The organism is Ruegeria sp. EL01 (assembly GCF_900313035.1).
Classification (GTDB): Bacteria; Pseudomonadota; Alphaproteobacteria; order Rhodobacterales; family Rhodobacteraceae; genus Ruegeria.
The window spans coordinates 1-17,200 of sequence record NZ_OMPS01000032.1; the positions used below are offsets into that span (position 1 = coordinate 1).

A 17,200-nucleotide genomic window follows, 5' to 3' on the forward strand; every position below is an offset into this window, starting at 1 on the left:
CTCCTTCACCCTCCGCTTTGATCCCGGTCGCGTCGATCAGCAGGTGCAAAGGACCCGTCCCTCCGCGATAGGGGATAGCGACGCTCATCGTCTTCTGGCGGCGGCAAAGAGTGCTGAAGTCTGGCACTTTCCAGTCAAGGCCTGCCAGCCGCAACAAACTTTCGACGAACCCGGTCGTCTGGCGAAGGGGCATGCCGAATAGCACCTTCATCGTGAGGCAAACCTGGATTGCCGCGTCGCTAAACTCGCGCTGACGACCGCGCTTGCCGGTCGACGAAGCGTACCATTCCATCTCAGGATCAAGCCAGATCGATAGCGAACCGCGCTGCTTCAACGCTGTGTTGTACGAAGGCCAGTTCCTGGTCTTGTACTTCGTAGGGGACCAACTGCTCATGCACCGTTGCTACCCCACTGGATTCAAACAGGGAATCCCTCGCCCCATTTGTGCAACAAAGCCTACCGTCGGTAGAGTTGAAGGCATTGAAAACTCCTAAATTTGTGTGACAGAATTATTGGATGTTTTTCAGAAATATTCGGACAACCTTTTCCGGTTGATCACCTGGTTGTACTGCAGGATCGTATAGGGCTCGCAACAGCGCGAAATCCGCATCAGTGGCTGACGTCCCAATTGGACGATTGTCGTAAGTAAATATCTCCGACCCTTCGTGGTCATTCAGCAATCCGAGTGACTGGGTAACCTCTTCATAAATGCATGCACTTTCAAGTTCGGAATCCAGATCATTCCGAATTATTACGTTCGCAGCCAGGAGGTGATCATCTCTCGAAATCAAAGTGAAGAAGCACGGCGTCCTGCCTTCCGCAAACTGGCGAAGCAAGGTCCCATATCTGGTTGAAGAAAGCGTGCTTAGTAGCAAGCCATCGTTGATATCCACGTAGTGAATAAAGATGTTTGCTGAAACGCTAACGCGATCATCTCCCACGCTAAACGTATATACACCGAGCGGAGGCTGATTGTGTGCAGTATCGCCATCTTTAATTCGAAACTGCGAATTGCCAAAAATCGGATAGTTCAGCTGCTTTAGATCAAACTCTTCTATATTATGAAAGCCGGGGAACTCTGGTACGCGATCTGGAATTGCATCGAGGATTTCATCTATGTCTCGCGGGGGTTCCTGATCAGAATAAAAGACTACCACACGAGGCGCGAAACTCCACTTGCGTATGGTGTTTTGGTTTGAGCTAATTATCTTTGATACTTGACTACCTACACTGGCGGAATCAGCTAAGAGCGGGGCGCAACACGCCATCGCGAGTGTTACTATCGTGGCGCGCAGCCAGAATTTCACTACAAACAACCTGATTGTTCTAACCTAACAAAACCGCGGCGGTCAGTTTAACGGCAAAGTCCGCTCAGAAACGTGCGATCAATCACACGATGAATCGAAGAATTCAGTACAATTTAGGATAATATGTAAGTGACCGACATTTCTGTCAACTGGCACGTGTGTTACCACCTCGACAAAGGGTCGCCCGGCGGCAAACGTTTTCATCGATGGACAAAGGCTTCGTTGGTCACGTACTCACATTGACCTAGACACCTTTTAAACGGACGATGTTGCATGAAGGCAGTTCGGTGCACATTTGCCCCTTTCCCCGGTTCGTTATGCGACACGCTAATAGGCTGCACGACCCAGGCGGGTCATGCGGTTGAGAGCTTTGACAGCGATCTTGGTTTCGGTTTCCTGGGTCTCCATTTTGCGGCTTCGAAGCTGAGGTCCGATGACCTGTTTGTAGCGCCCGATCTGGGCCTCGCCGCGTGATCTCTGGCCATAGCCGGTGGCTTTTTGCCATGCCATCCGCCCATGCATGTTGATCATGTCGAGATGGGCATTGCGGGCGGCGCATTCTCCGGGAACGGCGTTCTTCGGCGGTGGGATGATCAACTCGACATCCAGACCAAACGCGCGCCGGATCGATGCGGTGGTCGGGGCATCGTCATAGGCCCCGTCGCCGATGAAACGGCGAACGGGACCGGCCATATTGTCAAGCAGGTCAGTCAACGCGCCAGGGTCCCCGACATGCTCGGTTGTCAGGCAGGATGCCACGATCTCTCCGCCCTCCGGATCAAAGCCGATATGCAGCTTGCGCCATGTTTTGCGGGCCTTTGGCAGTCCGTGCTTTTCCCGCATCCAGTCGCGGCCGCCAAAGACACGCAACCCTGTGCTGTCCACAATCAGCGTGATCGGGCCACTGGCTGTCCGGGTGTCAGGCACGATCTCGAGCGTTTGCGCACGCCGGCAGAGCGTCGAGAAATCCGGCACGGGGAGATCCAGTTCCATGAGCCGCAGCAGGCTGCGCACAAAGCCCTGCGTCTGTCGAAGCGGCAGGCCAAACACCACGCGCAAGGTCAGGCAGGTCTCGATCGCCAGATCCGAGTACCGTTGCCGAGCACCGCGCTTGCCCGAGCGCTCGGCGGACCATCCAGACACCACGCCCTCGCCAAACCAGACCGTGACATCCCCGCGCTGCCGCAGCGCCTCGTTGTACCCGGCCCAGTTCGTCACACGGTACTTTGCCTTCGCAAACTTACCCCGCCGCACCGCATTGAATTTGAAAGGCATCCCAGCATCCCGAAGTCAGATCCAACGATCAGCTACCCGTCAGATGACCTTCGTGCAACACGCTCCTTCGGCCCCATCATCGCTAAGTCCTCCCGCCCACCGGAGGAATTGAATCAGCTGTTCATGCGGCGATCAAGGAAGAGTTTTTCAACGAAATAGGCTGCTACCGCAGCATCATGACCACGTGTCGAAGGTCGGTAAAGGTCCGTCCGCGAAATCTTGAATTTGAACTCGGTCCTTTTTCGCTCACGATAAAAAATCGTCTTCTCCGCTGGTGGTCAAATTCCAGCGTCCGTTTTATGGTCGCCTTTGTCTCAGACAGAGGATGTTGATGTGGCCGGCTCAATAGTTGAAGAAGATCTCACAATCGAGGGCAATGTCAGCTCCAACGGAGGAGGAATTGACGTCAAAGGCCGTGTGGTTGGGGATGTCAGCGCTGACGCGATTACCGTTCAGTTGGGCGGATCTGTCGATGGCGCATTGTCGGCCAAAAAGATCACGATTGAAGGCAAGCACAATGGCAGCCTGAAATGCGATGATCTGAAGCTGGCGGCGAGTTCAAACGTTCAGGCCGACGTCACTGCCCGGACAATGGAGACCGAGAGTGGTGCCAAGGTTGTGGGCAAGATCAATATCACCGGTGGGCAATAGAACCGTTCCGCGAATGGTCTGGGACGAAGACACATACGTTTCTTAGCGATCGCCAGGCATGTGAAGAAACTTCGGGTGTCCCGAGACGCGCTGTAGTGGACGCCTCTCAGCAGACCGAATGCCCAAACACCGACCGGGTCTCACCACCGAGCGGGATCATTTCCGGTATTCTGACAGCCCAAGCTCGTCCCACATCCAGCTGAAATCATAGTCTGCAACGGGCGAGCCGGTCTGTCGGGCACTGCGGTTTTCGACTGATTTCAGCCAGTCAACCACCGCTTTCTTGTCCTTGGCACTGCAAACGGCCTGGCGGGGGGTCTTGTCACCCAGCGCCGGGATCGGCTGGTCGAGCGTCTCGCGGTAGTGGCGATCGAGATACTCCTGGGCGAGCTGCCGGGCTAGGGCAGGGGGGATGTCTTCGTCTACGGCGGGTCCGGACTCTGAGCTGTCCTCTGCCATCATCTGTTCGACGGTCTGGATTGCAGTCAGCGGCGGCTTCACCAGATCACCCAGCAGCTCAAGGATATATGCTTCGCCGCGTCTCGCACGCGCGACTGAATCAACGGTCAGCGTCAGTGCCCTGCCTTTCAGGGATAGTGATCCGAGGACAGCAGCGCCCGGCATAGACTTGTCCAATTCCAGACCGGTGCCACGCCGGAGGCTGCCCGGGTTGTCCAAAGCCAGCCATGTCCATTCGTTTTGACCTGAGGCCACGAGTTCATCGGCCTGCAACAGTCTCTCTGAAACCCGGCTTTGAGTAACCCCAGTGGAAAGCGGGAAGCGCAGCTCATGAAACACCAGATCGTCGCCATCGCTGTTGCTGATCTGCGGCGGTTCCGGGTCCAACAGGTTTGGCAGATGTGCAAAGAGCCACGCATTGGCAAAAAGTGGTGCGGACCGTTGTAACTGATCCTGAGTCAGTCTCAGGTCATCTTCGGCGTTCAGATTCAGGACGGACCGAAGCCCATCTTCGAACATCTCCACAGCATTCTCATCGAAGGGTAGCAGAGCCCCCGAGATCACATTGTGATCGCCCTGCCTGACAACCCGAACAGCGATGCGATCCCATTGTTGCAACATCTGCGTGGCGCTTTTTTCCCGAACGGTGACGGGGTCAGCGTGTGAAAGCAGGTCCGTCAGCACCATGGATTTGCCCGGTACGATTGCACTGACCTCGTAAAGACTGGTGGAGGCATCCCGCAACCCGGCGATATAGGCATGGGTCTGAGCGCTTTCCTTCGATCCCTGCCGCTTGAGATAGACATCCGCGGCGTTTTCATTGTCGGGTCCAAATGTTCTGCCCAGTAGATCTTCCAGGCCACCACCCCAGAGGACCATTGGCCAATCCTCGCCCAGCAGATCCCCCAGATCTTCGAAGTCGAGATCAAATGCTTCGAGGGCTGGCAGAAAATGTTCTTCCAGGACATCTGCAAGTCGCTCGTGCCAAACGTCATCGCGGGTGATGAATCCTATGAGCCCGTCAAGATCATGTCCCATCGACCTGCGCCCTTCTCAATAGCTTCCTGAACAGCTTCGACCTAGCGCAGATTGTTGCCATCAGCCAGATGTCAGGCATACGTTGACGCAGATTGTCTCGGCGGTCATGCAGCGGAAACGCTATTGCCTGGGCTTCTGAACGAAGAGTTCTGTGAAGAGCGCTTGTGATTGGCGCAGCCCGTCCTCGGTCAGTACAACTGACTTCACCTTACCTTTAGGGTCCAGGATCAGTCCTTTCTGGTGCAGACGGTCAAGTGCGTCCCAGTCAAAACCTTTCCAGGCACGCCGCTCGTCATGCAGCGTCAGCCAAAGCAATGCCAGAACCGCGTCATCTACCTTGTCTTCATCGATTTCCATGACACCAGCGGACGCCATCAGGGCCGGGTCCGTCAAGGCTTATTGCTGTCGATCCAGCGGGACATCATAGAGCGATCCCGAAAGCATTCGTCCGGAACAGCGCGACGCCTGATCCGCGCGATGCGCTCCGCGAACGCCACTTGCTTTGAGCTCGGGCGGGTGTCGTAGATGCGCGGCGCAGCAAGCTGGGTGTCAATCCAAGCGCTGATGAGCCTACGGTCCTGCTGAATTTCCCAAGGCAAGACGAGGTTTTGTTGCTCAGCAATTCGGCGGGCAAATGCGATCTGTTTGGGCGTGGCCGGCAGCGCAGTGGGTGTCTCAGAATGGGTGTAATCGAGCATGGGAATTCCCCTCAAGCAGCGTAGGTCTAGATTAGAACAAACAGGGCTCAAAAGCAAGTATGTTGTGTCGACCAGACTGTGATACACCATATCTGGTGTCTTGTGATGAAACGAAGAGAGAGCTCTTTTTCAGAACGGTCCTGGCATGGGGATTGACGTCACAACTTACTCAACTGACAGGCCGCGCCGAGTACGATTTGCAGCCGAGACGCATCCAGGCACTTGGCAAACCCTAGGCCTGTTGGCTCGTGACCCAGTCCTTAGTTCCAGCCGGTGGGCCAATTTCGACATGCTGTAGTTCGGCGGGCCGCCCCAAAGCATCGTGAACCACGCGCCAACGGCAGGAAAGATCTGACCTTCCTGTCAAAGCTCAACGATTGGGGAGAACCCGCCAAAGATCAGGCGCGTGCCGTCAAAAGGCATTGGGTTTTTTACTGGGTCCATGCGGGGGTCTGCAGTTTCCGGGTTTTCCATCCAGTCGGTCATGGTTTTCATCGCCGCGTCACGGGTTGCCTTGTCGGGCCATTCGACCCAGGACAAGACGATCGACTCGTCGTCCCTGGCTTGCACGGCTCTGTGGAAGTCGGTGACCTTGCCGCGAGGCACGTCGTCGCCCCAGCATTCAATCACCCGCGTTGCACCAAGGTCAGTGAACACGCCATCGGCCGTATTGGCGTGATCGATGAACTTCTGTTTGTTTGCGGTCGGTACAGCGATGACGAACCCATCTATGTAACTCATCTCAACTCTCCTCTCATTTCGATAACAGCAATCGTGGCCTTGAGTTTAGGGATGTCAATCTTGCGCATCGGCATCATGCAGTCGTAGCTCCTTCAATAGTAATGAGGAAGCCGCGCGAGCCGCACGGCTCACATAGATCATTAGACAGGGCAGGGGCTCGACGCGCCAAAGCGCGCTCACCCCGGCCCTGACACTAAGCATCTTTTGATCGCAGCCCGCTGAAGGCGGTCTGCTGTGCTTGTATTCCCCGGGCGTCAGGGGGCCGAAAGCTCTCGTATCTGATCCGGTCCAGGGGGAAGGCGCAATGAGAGATCCGCGCCGGGGCGCGGCTCGCATGCTTCTTTTTCATGCGCCTCAAGCAGAAATCATGGAAATCCCGGTTCCTCCCACGCGGCGCGCGCGGGTCCCTCCCAAAATTCCCCGATTTCAGCCTGACCCCCAGTCCCCGGATCAGAAACGGATCTTTTCCATCGGCCCCCCTCCTTCGCCGGGAAAAACGCGGGTGGGGTGTGGGTGTCGATGGCAGTCCAGCAGGCCGTTTCCTTGGCCTGCTGTGTTCAAAACGAAACCACACGCGGGCAGGTCGGGCGCAAATCGACCACCGCATCACCACAAAAGAGAGGTCACCCATGGCTGCAAACGCAATTGAGACAGAAGAAACCGACCCCGTCGATTATGCGCTCATCGCCCAGCAAAATGACGCGTTCCGCAAACGTCAGCCCGAAGGCGGTGAAGGCATGTTCGTCCAGACAAATGCCATCGACAATATGGGACCCAGTTTTGTCGCAGCGTGTCTCGCTAACACTATCACTTATGACGATTTCACCGAGGACAACGATCCCCATGGCACCCACGAAATGGGGTTCATGGAAATCATGGGCCGCAAGGTCTGGTTCAAGATCGACCTCTATGACGAGAACTATCAGTACGGGACGCCAGCCCCCACTGATTTGAGCAAGACGCGCCGCGTCCTGACCATCCTGTTCCCCAGCGATTACTGAGTTCGGCAGCAGGGTTTCTCTCTAACCCGCGCCGAGGCTGGCCTGTCGAGCAGGCCCAAGGGGAGGGCGAAGAGCGCCCTTCCCACACCATCACCATAACAGAAAGGAAGGTGAGAATTTGAACCCATACACCCTTGAGCGTCAACGCAAGTTGGCTTGGAAAAACCTCAAGAAGGGCGGCCTATCCGGGAAGATCGCCCGCGCCTTCTTGAAGAAACACGCAGCCGCCTAAGCGGCCTCGCTCTACCCCAGAAGGGGTAGGGCACCCTTACCACGAAACTTTATCATCAGAAAAGGGTTACCCCTATGACCAAGCAAACCAAAATCTCTGCAACCGAGGCCCGCTTTCCGCTGGCATCACTGTCGCTTTCCCCAATGAACCCACGCCAGAGCCTGACGGAGGGTGAGATTGTCGAACTGGCAGAGTCCATCTGGACCGCTGGCCTGATCCAGAGCATCGCCGGTCTGGCCGACGACAAGGGCGGTGCTGAAATCGTCGCTGGTGGCCGCCGCCTGCGCGCGCTGCAATATCTGGCTGAGAAACATCCCGATCTTGCCAGCATCCGCCCCGAACTGGCGAACCCGCTGGTGATGATCGCGCCGAATGTTGAAACGGCGCAGACATGGGCAACTGCTGAAAATATCAGCCGCAAGAACCTGTCACCGGCAGATGAAATCCGCGCCTATGGCGCGATGGACAAGGCAGGTGCGCCTGCTGCTGGCATTGCCCGCGCCTTTGCCGTGACAGAGGGGCATGTCTACAAGCGCCTGAAACTCGCCAGCCTGCCTGAACAGGTGATCGATGCGCTGGCCACCAAAGAGATCAATCTTGGCGAGGCGGCTGCGTTCACCATCTGCGACGATACCGACCTGATTATGGAAGTGTTGGAGCAGGCCCGGAAAGGCTACCTGTCCGAATACCAGATCAAGACCATGCTGAAACCCGATAGCGTCAGCGCAACAGACCGGCGGGTCAAATATGTGGGTCTGGATGCCTACAAGGAGGCCGGTGGTCGTGTCTCCGCCGACCTCTTTGCTGAAAAGACGCTTCTGGACGATGAGGCAATCCTTGATCAGTGCTTTTCAGACAAGCTGGCCGTCGCGGCGCGTACCATGCGTCAGGAGCAGGGCTGGAAATGGGCCGAAATTGTCAATGACAGCCATTTCGGCGGCTACGATATCGACCAGATGAAATGCGCCCGCATCTATGCCGAGCAAGGCGAACTGACCGAGGAACAGGCCACACGCTATGACGAACTGGACGAGCTAGCAGAGGCCGAAGTGCTGGACGCTGCTGGCGAGGCTGAGTTGCAGGCGTTGCAAATCATTTTGGACGGTGTCTATTCGGACGTTCAAAGGGACTGCGCCGGGATCATCCTCTATGTCAGCAATTCCGGTGAACTGAACGTGATCGAGGGTCTGGTCAAACCGGAGGACAAGGCAGCGGCGGTTGAGGCCTGTGTGCTGAAAGCGTCCCAGCACAAAAAGAATGACAGCGCCGCCGATGCAACCAGCAAACCGCGCATGTCTCAGGCACTGGCTGATGATCTGGCCCGCGTGGTCACAGGTGCGCGGCAACATGCGGCGGTCAACAATCCTGATCTGATCCTTGCCCTGCTGGCCTTTCAGGTTTCAGGCGGAACGAAATACGACAATCCCATTGGTCTGAACGCATGTGATGTGCCGAACTGGCCGACCACAGAGGCCAGCGGCTACGCACTGGATGAGCGCCTGACGACACCGACCGAATGGGACGGTGATGCGTTTGATCGTGATCTGGCGAAGTCGTTCCGGGCCTTCCGCAAGAAAGGTGACGATCACGTGCATGCCGAGTTGATCCGGCATCTGGCGGCGCTTCTCAGCGGTGGCGACAAGACGCTGAAAGCCCTGATCGACAAAGAGTTTAAGACCGACATTCGCGCGGTCTGGACGCCGACTTTCGACAACTTCTTCAGCCGCATCGCAGGGCCTTATCTCAATGAGATTTGGAAAACCGTGCTGGGTTTGAAGGCAGGCAACGTCCAGATGAATGCCTTTGAAAGCCTCAAGGTGGGCGAGAAGCGCAAGAAGCTGCACGCGCTGTTCAATGAGCCTGAGACGCACGAGGCGATGAAGCTGAGCAAGGCGGTTGAAAAGCGGATCGACACATGGTTGCCCGAGGGTGTGGTCTGAGACCCGCAGGCAGGGCGCAAGCGCCCTGCCAAACCGATGACGTTTCTGCAGGTGGTAACGGGTTGAAAGGGAACACGGGAAGCAGCCGGTGGAGGCGGGTTTTCACTCACCTTTAGCTTGAACAGAGTGTCAGTGTGATATATATTAATGATAGATATCAATTGGAGGTAACAATGCCAGATACAGCGGTTGCAAAAGTGTTCATGACCGGTCGGTCTCAGGCGGTTCGGTTGCCGAAAGAGTTCCGGTTCAATACAGATGAAGTGCGGATCAGGGCCGAAGGCTCAAAGGTCATTCTCGAACCCATCGAAAACGATTGGGAGTGGTTGGACGAGCTCCACAAGCTGGGTCCGCTTGATGAGGATGCCGCTCTGGCCGCCGAGGAAGATGTACCGCCGCAGGACCGGCCCGCACTGGATGTGTTCAAGTGAAATTCCTGCTCGATACCAACGCCGTCATTGGGATCATCGCGGCCAATAGCAGCCTGATTTCCCTGCTTTCAGAGCATGTCCCAAGCGACTTCGCGGTGCCGTCTGTCGTTGTGTATGAACTCTATTGGGGTGCCTACAAAAGCGGGAAAGTTGCTGAGAATGTTACGCGCGTCGATGCGCTCCGGTTCGAAGTGTTGGACCTGTCAGCTGCCGATGCAAAGGCCGCTGGTCTGATCCGTGCTGATCTGCACAGGAAAGGCACGCCGATAGGGGCCTATGATTTGTTGATCGCAGGGCAGGCGGTTTCGCGGTCGCTGACGCTCATCACCAACAACGTCAAAGAGTTTCGCCGGGTTGAAAATCTGATCTATGAGGACTGGCAATCATGACCAAAGTCACAACGCCAAAAGCCGCAGAGAGCGCAATCCGCCGTGTGTGGAAATCTGCGCAGATGTATATCGCGTTCCACAAGGACCAGAACAAACGCCAACGCGATGAGCCGAAGTTCTGGCCGCCAAAGAACGGCAGCGCGTCACTGCATGATGATACCGCCGAACAGGAGGCGATTGTTGTCGTCAAAACCGCCGATCCGGACGAAACTCGGGACGTGCAAATCAAGCTGCATCCAAACCGCATTGTGGTGCGCAGGGATGCGGAAAGCCGGTGGCAGGGTGTCGCGGTTGACGATCATTCCGTGACCGTCCGCATGGCCGATAACACGATTATCGAAATCCGGCATGATGGTTCGATCAAACGCCGTGGCGCAGAGGATGAAACCCACGTCGAAGCCGATGGCAGCATTTTCAAATGGACCGAATTTGCAGAAGCGCACATGACCGGCGACGGGATCGAAATGAGCCGCCGCACCGATGATCGGATTGCTGCCATTACCCATGACGGTGTTGTTGATCGGGCGCGCAAGCGTTAGCATGAGGCCAATACCTCTAGACTATCCTTCGGTAGTACTTCAGGCCCGCTTCGGTGGGCCTTTCTTTTTGGCAGATGTCCAGGCGGCGATGTTCCTCTGGTGTCGCTTGGCACGCGGGGCTTGCACCCCACGTGCCGGCCCGACTTGCGCTTCGCTTTGACGGCCGCCACCGCGGCCGGCGCGTGTCGAACCCGTGGTATCTGGTAAGGCCCGCCCCCCGCCTCCGCGGGCAGGAAAGGGCGACGTGTGCCGCAACTCCGATCATCGTTCTGCAGGTGATCCCGTCTCAGAAAGACCACCAACTCGCGGATCTGAACGTGGTGCCTGTGTTCGATTGACTTGATTTCGCCAATACACATCGGGTCTCTCTGTACAGCTGTCCCGCGCGCAGCGATCCAAGCCGTTCGTGCCGTTCGTGCCGTTCCGCCTGTCAGACTGGTTCAAGCCCGTAGCCAATGAAGATCCTCTCTCTCCGTGTTTCTTCAAGATGAACATATGCGAGCAGTCGGGACTGGCGCTCCCGATCTGGCAGCAGATCAGGAGCTTCAACGGCTATTTTCCGCAGCCAGGCACGCCCGGCTTTGCATCGCGAAACAAAATAGCCGCTGACATCCCCTCAAAGCACGCAAAAGCCATGTTCATCGAAACACGTAACAGCGAGGATCAAACAATGGCTACTCAGACTCTGAAACTGAATGTCAAATCCGGCGAAAAAGAAGGCACGAACTACTGGGATCGATGCGGCGTTCTCTTCGTCAACACCGATGACGCTACCGGCGAAATCAAGTCGATCAGCGTGAAACACAACATGTTCCCCGGTGTCGAAATGGTGGCCTTCCCGAAACGGGACGACAACGACCCGGTCACCGAGTGACAGAAGGGCTGGGCGGCACACGTCGCCCTTTCCTGCGCTCCGGCATCTGGTCGGAACGAGAGTGCCTGGAGGTGTTTTTGATAGGGGTTTGGCTATAGTTGGCAGGGCCCGCTTCGAGCCCAAATTGAACCTCGATGATCGACTGCAATTTAGCGAAGCATCAGATAAGCACCCGCTAGTAGCAGGATGGCAGCCGCAATCCGTGATAAATCGATGCTTCTGACGGATGCATCAAATAAGCCGAAGTGATCGATAAGTAGCCCCACTAGAAGTTGGCCGACAACAACCAATGCAATCGCCGATGTTGCCCCCAGTTTTGGAACTGTTTGACTGAGGGTTAGGTAAAGAACCAAACCGAAAACGCCACTTCCCAGCATATACCAAGGTAAGTACCTCCATTCGCTAATGTTTTCTCCGCCACGGGCAATCAACAGCGCAAGCGACGCAACAGCCCCTCCGAGGTGGACTATGAAGCTTCCAGCAGCGCCACCAATTCGATTGCCCATGGAGCCTGCGATTTGAGCCTGCGCGCCAACAGCGAAGCCGCCTGCAAGACCAATTCCAACAATCAGGAGAGTTTCGAACATGAGCACCTCAAATTTTTGGAGTTGAGGCAACCTTATTTACCTTCGATCAGATGTTCGAGCGCAAATCCCGATGGCGACTCTGTCCGCCGAGCAGCCATCAATGTGCCGTGTGGCTCTTGTTCGGTGTAAGCCTAAAGTTATTTTATCGGTCGAGAGCATCCGCAATCTGTCTGGCAACAGTTCGGAGCTCGTTGCTTCCCGGATTCGGCATTGGTTTGAAGGTTATTCCCTCTTGCTCGATGTAGCGTCGTGAGGTGACATCGTGCTTTTCGACTAGCGGTATCAGATGCGCATGAGCGTGGGCGACATCACCACCCGAGTATTGAAATGCCACTCGCTCCACGCCAAAAACCTTCTTCTGTGCGACAGCCAATTTTTGCCCCAGCAACATGATTTCGCACGCAATATCCTCCGGGATATTCTCAAAATACTCGATATGAGCCGTCGGAATGATCTGGAGATGAACCGGGCGAATTGGACCAGTATCCATAAACGCCAAGATGCGGTCATTCCGAAATACCTCATGCGTGGGGATTTCTCCGGCGGCAATTCGGCAAAAAAGGCAGTAATCACTCATGTTCCAATAGTCGCCCGAAGAAATTTGACACTATCAAGAAACGAAGAGTTTTCGGAGTTGAATTGGAACGGCTGCCCTGTCCCGCATAGTGTAGATATCTGAACTGCTTCCGATTGTCGGCAATATTGATCAGGGCAAATCACGAGCGTTCAGCGCGTGACCGCGTACTAGGCTCCAGCCGGCCATGCCGACTTCCACCCCGAACCAGGCACGCCCATTCTCCCTGCAGCCCAGGTGCGGAGTAATCTGCCTCAACCGAGCCAGCTTTCACCGCGGCCGCAAGTCGCCTGTTCACGCCTGTTTCGGCCCTCCGGGTGACGCCCGTTCGCTCAGCCTTTTGCAAGGACCACGCTCGATAGACATCGAGCAAAACGCAGCCCGCCGATGGCGGTCTGCTGCGCTTGTTTTCCCGAACGTCGCGGGGCCGAAAATCTCTCGTATCTGATCCGGTCCTGGGGGAGGGCGCAAAGAGAGACCCGCGCCAGAGCGCGGCTCGCAATTCTCTTTCCTATGCGCCTCAAGCAGAAAAACGGCTTTTACCCGGCTCGCGCGGCCAAACTTTCCGTTTTTCAGCCTGACCCCCAGTCCTCCGATCAGAAACGGATCTTCTCCATCGACCCCCCTCCTTCGCAGGGAAAATCGCGGAGGGGCGAGGGTGGCTGATGGCAGTCCAGCAGGCCGTTTCCTTGGCCTGCTGTGTTCACACGAAACCGCATGCGGGCAGGTCAGGCGCAGATCGGCCACCGCATCACCATAGAGGAACATCACTATGACTTACAATCGCTACATGCGGGGCATGTCGTGCGGCGGACTGGTGACAGGCGAGGCGCTGACAAATGACCAGCTACGCCAAGCTGTGCCGTCAATTTTTGCAACCGAAGGCCACGAAAGCCGCTCTGATCGCTTTGTGCCGGTTCCGACCGTCAATGTTCTGGACGGGTTGCGGAATGAGGGGTTCGACCCGTTCTTTGCCCAACAAGCGAACACCCGCGTTCCGGGCAAGGCCGCGTTCACCAAGCACATGCTGCGTCTGCGTCACCGCTCGATCACGAACAGCCACGGCGAGTCCTTCGAAATAGTTTTGGTCAATGCCAATGACGGGACCAGCAGTTATCAGATGATCCCCGGCTATTTCCGGTTTGTCTGCGCAAATGGCCTGATGGTGGGCGATACCTTTAATGAGGTGAAGGTACGGCATTCGGGAAACGCGGTGTCCGAAGTCATTGAGGGTGCGTTTACCGTTCTGGATGATGCCGAAGAGATCACAGAGCAGGTCCAAGGCTTTAAGGCGATCACCGTAACTGAGGCAGAACGAAACATCCTGGCCGAGGCTGCGCACCAGTTGCGGTTTCCGGATACAGCGAGGGAAGACGGCAAGCCCGCACCAGTTGAAGCCACCAGACTACTGAGCACCCGCCGCAACGCAGATTGTGCCGCCGACCTGTGGACCGCGTTCAACGTGGTTCAGGAAAATGTTATGCGCGGCGGACTTTCAGGGCGGGTCCGCACTGCTGATGGCCGGACCCGGCGGCAACGGACCCGTGCTGTTGCGGGGATCGACCAGAACAAAGCGCTCAATCGTGCACTCTGGACACTGACAGAGCGAATGGCTGAATTGAAAGGGGGTGGCGCATGAGCGCCCCCTTTACCGTCCATTGCTCAAACTGCGGCGGGCAAAACATCAAGCGGGACGCCCACGCAGAATGGAATCCAGAACTTCAGCAATGGGAACTATCCGCTGTTTATGACGAATGGGACTGCGACGATTGCGGCCATTCTGTTTCAGTCTATGAGCAGACCGTTGAAGACCCATCCGCAATCAGGGCATCAACATGATTGCGGCGGTCAAAGATTTTGTTCGGATCATCAACGAGCTTGACCGATCCAAACACCGGGACGAGGTCTTCCGCGATTTCTGCGAACTGTCCTATTGTGCATTGGCAAAGCGCGCCTGCCCCGATGAAACGCAAAGAGACGCCCTAGAGGCGCAGTATATGGAAGTCGTGGGGCGCTATCGCAACAAAGACGATATCCGCCGTATGCCCGAACTCTTGGCAATCATGGCGGGAACGATCGGCAACGGTGGGTGTGACTTTCTGGGAATGGTGGCGGGTGAACTCGGCGTTCTGGATGCCAAGCTTGGGCAGTTCTTCACTCCCTACGAAGTGTCGCGCATGATGGCTGAAATCGCTGTGGCCGATGCAAAAACCACTATCGAGGCGCAGGGGTTCATAACAATTGACGAACCCGCTGCCGGGGCAGGGGGCATGTTGCTGGCCGTGGCCGACACCATCGAGGGTATGGGCTTTGAATTGGAAACAAGCGTTTGGTTTCGGGCAACTGAGTTGTCACGCGCGACCTATCACATGGCCTATCTGCAACTTACCGCGCGCGGTCTGGCCGGTCAGGTCATTCACGGCAACAGGCTCAGCTTGGAGACCTACACAAGCGCATACACCGCTGCCGCCCCCTTGTTCTTTGCTGCCAATGGCGATCCATTTGCAAAGCGACGCGCCGAGCATGAAGCGCAGGCCAAAGCTGTCGCAGAGAAAACCGCACAAGACGAAGCGGCCCGCAACGAGCGCGTCAAAACGCTGGGTGATGGCCCTGCGATCCAAGGCGGCCAGCTCAGCCTCTTTTGAGGCTGGGCACCACTTTTGCAGATACGGAGCAAGACCCAAGATTTATTAAATGTCCTCGCAACTGGCGGGGCCGAGGGTATCCAGTCTGGGCAATTTCAACCTTGGGCGAAATTGGCCTGACCGGAGCAGGCTGTAAGCAGAGACACCAAATATCTCAGCGTCAGCCTGTGGGTAACCCTCGGCCAGCGGTGCCCGGGCCGCCAGCGTGACGATGGGGATTTGCAGGGACAGAACAAAACAGGATCAATGCAGTGTTTGATCCTTTGTCGTTGCTCGGATCATTTTGGCAATCTCCGCATCGTTGTTCCGCAGAACCTCTTTGAAATATGCCCCAAGGTTAAAGCTCTTCTGGAAGGCGACAGGTATGTTGCTGCGGATCTCTTCCAGCGCAAATGCAATTTCTGAGCCGTCAGAGGTTGAGATTTGTACGCGAACAGGTTGCCCTTCCTCGCCCTGTGCTGGTGTGATCGGTTTGGTTTTTGCTCTGTCAGCTTTCTTTTTGCCCATGGGTCTTATCCTCCAACGCTCTTGCGGATCATTTTGGCAATCTCTTCGTCGTGTTCGATCATGACCTGCCTGAACAAAGAGCCAATGCTAATGCCTGACCGCAGGGCTTCAGGAATTGAGGCGAGAATATCCGCTAAAGCGCGCTCCACTTCGCCGCCTTCCGGGGCCGAAATCTGAAACCGGATCGGGGTATTCGGTTTGGGCGACGACTGTGCAGGGGCTGTTGTCTGGCGTTGTGGTGTAGACCTTTGCGCCTGTTTGGAAGGCTCAGGCTTTGGCTCAGCTGCAGGCTCGTCCTGCCCTTGCTTTTTTAGCTCGGTCACGGTCGGCGCGATTTCAGATGCGGGGCCATTCAATAGGCCATCTATGCTCTTAGGCCGCGACATGCTGCACCTCGCTTTCCTTCAAAGCGTTCAGCACATAATCAGCATTGCTCAGCGCCTTTGCGCATCGATCCGCCATGCGACGTGCATTTGACCGGGCTGTCTGCGTATCCGCCTGTTCCATGGCTTCCTGAGCAAAGCCCATCAGCCGCCCGATCGTTGTCCCCGCCCGAAGCGCGTCATCCATCGCGGCGGAATCGGCAATGCCACCAATGCAAGTGAACTGCTTCTCCAAAGCCTGCTTGCCCTTCTGGATACCGGCTGATTGCGCGACAGACTGACGGGTAAACATGATGCGAAATTTCTCTTTCGGGTCTGCGGTGCTGCCAATTTGTTGTAAGGCCGCTTCACAGGATCGGTAGGTGACCATGATGGGCTTGTATTCCGCCGACGATCCATCAGACGGGCACAGCACCATGTCGGCAACAGCCATCGCCATGGCAGCCGTCATGCTGGGTTCGCCTTTGGTGTCGATCAGCAGATAGTCAAAGCCCCCCGCTTTTTCCGCTTCAAGAATGTGGGCATAAGCCAGCTTCGCATTCTCTGCATCTTCTTTGGCAAATTGCCCCGCCTCGATCAGAAGTTCGTCGGCGGAGAGCGGGTCCAGACCGTTATTCGGATTCAACCATTCCGAGAGTGTGCCTTGTGAATCCAGGTCGAGGATGCGCACCCTGTTTCCTTGATGGTGCAAGGCAGAGGCGAAGGCGACGAGCATGGAAGATTTCCCCGCCCCGCCTTTGGAGTTTACGGCTGCATAGATTTTCAATTTTGGTCTCCGGGTCTGTGCCCGAAAGCCACGCCGCAGGGCGGCGTGCCACAACCGGGCTCGCGATTACAAGTTATCGCACGATCCGTCACCCGCGCTGATATTTACGCTATTGCTTTTCTAAGCAATCCGCAACGGCTGTTTTACCATAAACATACAACCG

Annotated in this window: 22 protein-coding genes; 10 read left to right on the plus strand and 12 right to left on the minus strand. The window is 56.2% G+C overall.

What is annotated here, in order from left to right; genetic code table 11:
- The 3 genes from D9K61_RS12185 to D9K61_RS12195 all read right to left on the minus strand — a co-directional run.
- A partial coding sequence (locus D9K61_RS12185; RefSeq protein WP_120633514.1) for an IS5 family transposase occupies window positions 1-394 on the minus strand: 394 nt, incomplete at its 3' end.
- A 115-nt stretch (window positions 395-509) separates the two neighbouring features.
- Window positions 510-1,307 (minus strand): DUF2927 domain-containing protein, encoded by a 798-nt coding sequence (locus D9K61_RS12190; RefSeq protein ID WP_120633515.1) that lies wholly within the window; start codon window positions 1,305-1,307, stop codon window positions 510-512.
- A gap of 327 nt (window positions 1,308-1,634) precedes the next feature.
- Window positions 1,635-2,582 carry an IS5 family transposase gene (locus D9K61_RS12195; protein ID WP_120633516.1) on the minus strand — a complete coding sequence of 316 codons (948 nt, stop codon included), beginning with the start codon at window positions 2,580-2,582 and terminating at the stop codon, window positions 1,635-1,637.
- Window positions 2,583-2,915: 333 nt separating this feature from the next.
- Between D9K61_RS12195 and D9K61_RS12200 the strand changes: the two genes are divergently transcribed.
- Window positions 2,916-3,233: a polymer-forming cytoskeletal protein gene (locus D9K61_RS12200; protein ID WP_120633571.1), complete on the plus strand. Its 318-nt coding sequence runs from the start codon at window positions 2,916-2,918 to the stop codon at window positions 3,231-3,233.
- 156 nt (window positions 3,234-3,389) lie between these two features.
- On the opposite strand, the gene D9K61_RS12205 is transcribed toward D9K61_RS12200, so the two are convergent.
- From D9K61_RS12205 to D9K61_RS12220, 4 genes are all read right to left on the minus strand, one after another.
- Window positions 3,390-4,730 carry a hypothetical protein gene (locus D9K61_RS12205; RefSeq protein WP_120633517.1) on the minus strand — a complete coding sequence of 447 codons (1,341 nt, stop codon included), beginning with the start codon at window positions 4,728-4,730 and terminating at the stop codon, window positions 3,390-3,392.
- Window positions 4,731-4,850: 120 nt separating this feature from the next.
- Window positions 4,851-5,123, minus strand: a complete 273-nt coding sequence (locus D9K61_RS12210; protein WP_254055757.1) for a DUF6429 family protein — start codon at window positions 5,121-5,123, stop codon at window positions 4,851-4,853.
- The gene (locus D9K61_RS12215; protein WP_120633518.1) at window positions 5,120-5,428 is read right to left on the minus strand and encodes a hypothetical protein; all 309 of its coding nucleotides are present in this window, start codon (window positions 5,426-5,428) and stop codon (window positions 5,120-5,122) included. Before D9K61_RS12215 ends, D9K61_RS12210 begins: the two co-directional genes overlap by 4 nt.
- A gap of 363 nt (window positions 5,429-5,791) precedes the next feature.
- Entirely contained in the window at window positions 5,792-6,169 is a 378-nt protein-coding gene (locus tag D9K61_RS12220) for a DUF1428 domain-containing protein (RefSeq protein WP_120633519.1), read from the minus strand.
- A gap of 629 nt (window positions 6,170-6,798) precedes the next feature.
- Here D9K61_RS12220 and D9K61_RS26950 point away from each other — a divergent pair.
- From D9K61_RS26950 to D9K61_RS12250, 6 genes are all read left to right on the plus strand, one after another.
- Window positions 6,799-7,170, plus strand: a complete 372-nt coding sequence (locus tag D9K61_RS26950; RefSeq protein WP_162946854.1) for a DUF3768 domain-containing protein — start codon at window positions 6,799-6,801, stop codon at window positions 7,168-7,170.
- Between the two features lie 306 nt (window positions 7,171-7,476).
- The gene (locus D9K61_RS12230; RefSeq protein WP_120633521.1) at window positions 7,477-9,342 is read left to right on the plus strand and encodes a ParB/RepB/Spo0J family partition protein; all 1,866 of its coding nucleotides are present in this window, start codon (window positions 7,477-7,479) and stop codon (window positions 9,340-9,342) included.
- 173 nt (window positions 9,343-9,515) lie between these two features.
- Window positions 9,516-9,773, plus strand: coding sequence for an antitoxin (locus tag D9K61_RS12235; protein ID WP_120633522.1), 258 nt, complete (start codon window positions 9,516-9,518; stop codon window positions 9,771-9,773).
- Complete coding sequence (locus D9K61_RS12240) at window positions 9,770-10,162, plus strand: type II toxin-antitoxin system VapC family toxin (protein WP_120633523.1); 393 nt, start codon at window positions 9,770-9,772, stop codon at window positions 10,160-10,162. Before D9K61_RS12235 ends, D9K61_RS12240 begins: the two co-directional genes overlap by 4 nt.
- On the plus strand, window positions 10,159-10,701 hold the full coding sequence (locus D9K61_RS12245; protein WP_120633524.1) for a hypothetical protein: 543 nt from the start codon (window positions 10,159-10,161) through the stop codon (window positions 10,699-10,701). Before D9K61_RS12240 ends, D9K61_RS12245 begins: the two co-directional genes overlap by 4 nt.
- 415 nt (window positions 10,702-11,116) lie before the next feature.
- A complete protein-coding gene (locus D9K61_RS12250) occupies window positions 11,117-11,575 on the plus strand; it encodes a hypothetical protein (protein WP_162946855.1) in 459 nt (152 codons plus the stop codon).
- A gap of 149 nt (window positions 11,576-11,724) precedes the next feature.
- On the opposite strand, the gene D9K61_RS12255 is transcribed toward D9K61_RS12250, so the two are convergent.
- The gene (locus tag D9K61_RS12255; protein WP_120633526.1) at window positions 11,725-12,162 is read right to left on the minus strand and encodes a DMT family transporter; all 438 of its coding nucleotides are present in this window, start codon (window positions 12,160-12,162) and stop codon (window positions 11,725-11,727) included.
- Window positions 12,163-12,304: 142 nt separating this feature from the next.
- Window positions 12,305-12,739: an HIT family protein gene (locus tag D9K61_RS12260; RefSeq protein ID WP_120633527.1), complete on the minus strand. Its 435-nt coding sequence runs from the start codon at window positions 12,737-12,739 to the stop codon at window positions 12,305-12,307.
- A 769-nt stretch (window positions 12,740-13,508) separates the two neighbouring features.
- Between D9K61_RS12260 and D9K61_RS12265 the strand changes: the two genes are divergently transcribed.
- From D9K61_RS12265 to D9K61_RS12275, 3 genes are read left to right on the plus strand one after another with little or no spacing between them, the layout of a single operon-like run.
- Window positions 13,509-14,375 carry a DUF932 domain-containing protein gene (locus D9K61_RS12265; protein WP_120633528.1) on the plus strand — a complete coding sequence of 289 codons (867 nt, stop codon included), beginning with the start codon at window positions 13,509-13,511 and terminating at the stop codon, window positions 14,373-14,375.
- Window positions 14,372-14,575, plus strand: coding sequence for a hypothetical protein (locus D9K61_RS12270; protein WP_120633529.1), 204 nt, complete (start codon window positions 14,372-14,374; stop codon window positions 14,573-14,575). Before D9K61_RS12265 ends, D9K61_RS12270 begins: the two co-directional genes overlap by 4 nt.
- Complete coding sequence (locus D9K61_RS12275; RefSeq protein WP_120633530.1) at window positions 14,572-15,381, plus strand: N-6 DNA methylase; 810 nt, start codon at window positions 14,572-14,574, stop codon at window positions 15,379-15,381. The genes D9K61_RS12270 and D9K61_RS12275 overlap by 4 nt, the downstream gene beginning before the upstream one ends.
- A 243-nt stretch (window positions 15,382-15,624) precedes the next feature.
- Here D9K61_RS12275 and D9K61_RS12280 read toward each other — a convergent pair whose 3' ends face one another.
- The 3 genes from D9K61_RS12280 to D9K61_RS12290 are packed head-to-tail and all read right to left on the minus strand — an operon-like array spanning window position 15,625 to window position 17,037.
- Window positions 15,625-15,888 carry a hypothetical protein gene (locus D9K61_RS12280; protein WP_120633531.1) on the minus strand — a complete coding sequence of 88 codons (264 nt, stop codon included), beginning with the start codon at window positions 15,886-15,888 and terminating at the stop codon, window positions 15,625-15,627.
- Between the two features lie 5 nt (window positions 15,889-15,893).
- Window positions 15,894-16,274, minus strand: a complete 381-nt coding sequence (locus D9K61_RS12285; RefSeq protein WP_120633532.1) for a hypothetical protein — start codon at window positions 16,272-16,274, stop codon at window positions 15,894-15,896.
- A complete protein-coding gene (locus D9K61_RS12290) occupies window positions 16,261-17,037 on the minus strand; it encodes a ParA family protein (protein WP_162946856.1) in 777 nt (258 codons plus the stop codon). The genes D9K61_RS12285 and D9K61_RS12290 overlap by 14 nt, the downstream gene beginning before the upstream one ends.
- Between the last annotated feature and the right edge of the window lie 163 nt (window positions 17,038-17,200).

Bases quoted from the DNA above. Each gene is read 5' to 3' on its own strand.
- D9K61_RS12195 (WP_120633516.1), bottom strand. From the start codon at position 2,582: ATGCCTTTCAAATTCAATGCGGTGCGGCGGGGTAAGTTTGCGAAGGCA.
- D9K61_RS12265 (WP_120633528.1), top strand. From the start codon at position 13,509: ATGACTTACAATCGCTACATGCGGGGCATGTCGTGCGGCGGACTGGTG.
- D9K61_RS12215 (WP_120633518.1), bottom strand. From the start codon at position 5,428: ATGCTCGATTACACCCATTCTGAGACACCCACTGCGCTGCCGGCCACG.
- D9K61_RS12230 (WP_120633521.1), top strand. From the start codon at position 7,477: ATGACCAAGCAAACCAAAATCTCTGCAACCGAGGCCCGCTTTCCGCTG.
- D9K61_RS12285 (WP_120633532.1), bottom strand. From the start codon at position 16,274: ATGTCGCGGCCTAAGAGCATAGATGGCCTATTGAATGGCCCCGCATCT.
- D9K61_RS12280 (WP_120633531.1), bottom strand. From the start codon at position 15,888: ATGGGCAAAAAGAAAGCTGACAGAGCAAAAACCAAACCGATCACACCA.
- D9K61_RS12275 (WP_120633530.1), top strand. From the start codon at position 14,572: ATGATTGCGGCGGTCAAAGATTTTGTTCGGATCATCAACGAGCTTGAC.
- D9K61_RS12245 (WP_120633524.1), top strand. From the start codon at position 10,159: ATGACCAAAGTCACAACGCCAAAAGCCGCAGAGAGCGCAATCCGCCGT.
- D9K61_RS12220 (WP_120633519.1), bottom strand. From the start codon at position 6,169: ATGAGTTACATAGATGGGTTCGTCATCGCTGTACCGACCGCAAACAAA.
- D9K61_RS12235 (WP_120633522.1), top strand. From the start codon at position 9,516: ATGCCAGATACAGCGGTTGCAAAAGTGTTCATGACCGGTCGGTCTCAG.
- D9K61_RS12270 (WP_120633529.1), top strand. From the start codon at position 14,372: ATGAGCGCCCCCTTTACCGTCCATTGCTCAAACTGCGGCGGGCAAAAC.
- D9K61_RS12205 (WP_120633517.1), bottom strand. From the start codon at position 4,730: ATGGGACATGATCTTGACGGGCTCATAGGATTCATCACCCGCGATGAC.
- D9K61_RS12260 (WP_120633527.1), bottom strand. From the start codon at position 12,739: ATGAGTGATTACTGCCTTTTTTGCCGAATTGCCGCCGGAGAAATCCCC.
- D9K61_RS26950 (WP_162946854.1), top strand. From the start codon at position 6,799: ATGGCTGCAAACGCAATTGAGACAGAAGAAACCGACCCCGTCGATTAT.
- D9K61_RS12255 (WP_120633526.1), bottom strand. From the start codon at position 12,162: ATGTTCGAAACTCTCCTGATTGTTGGAATTGGTCTTGCAGGCGGCTTC.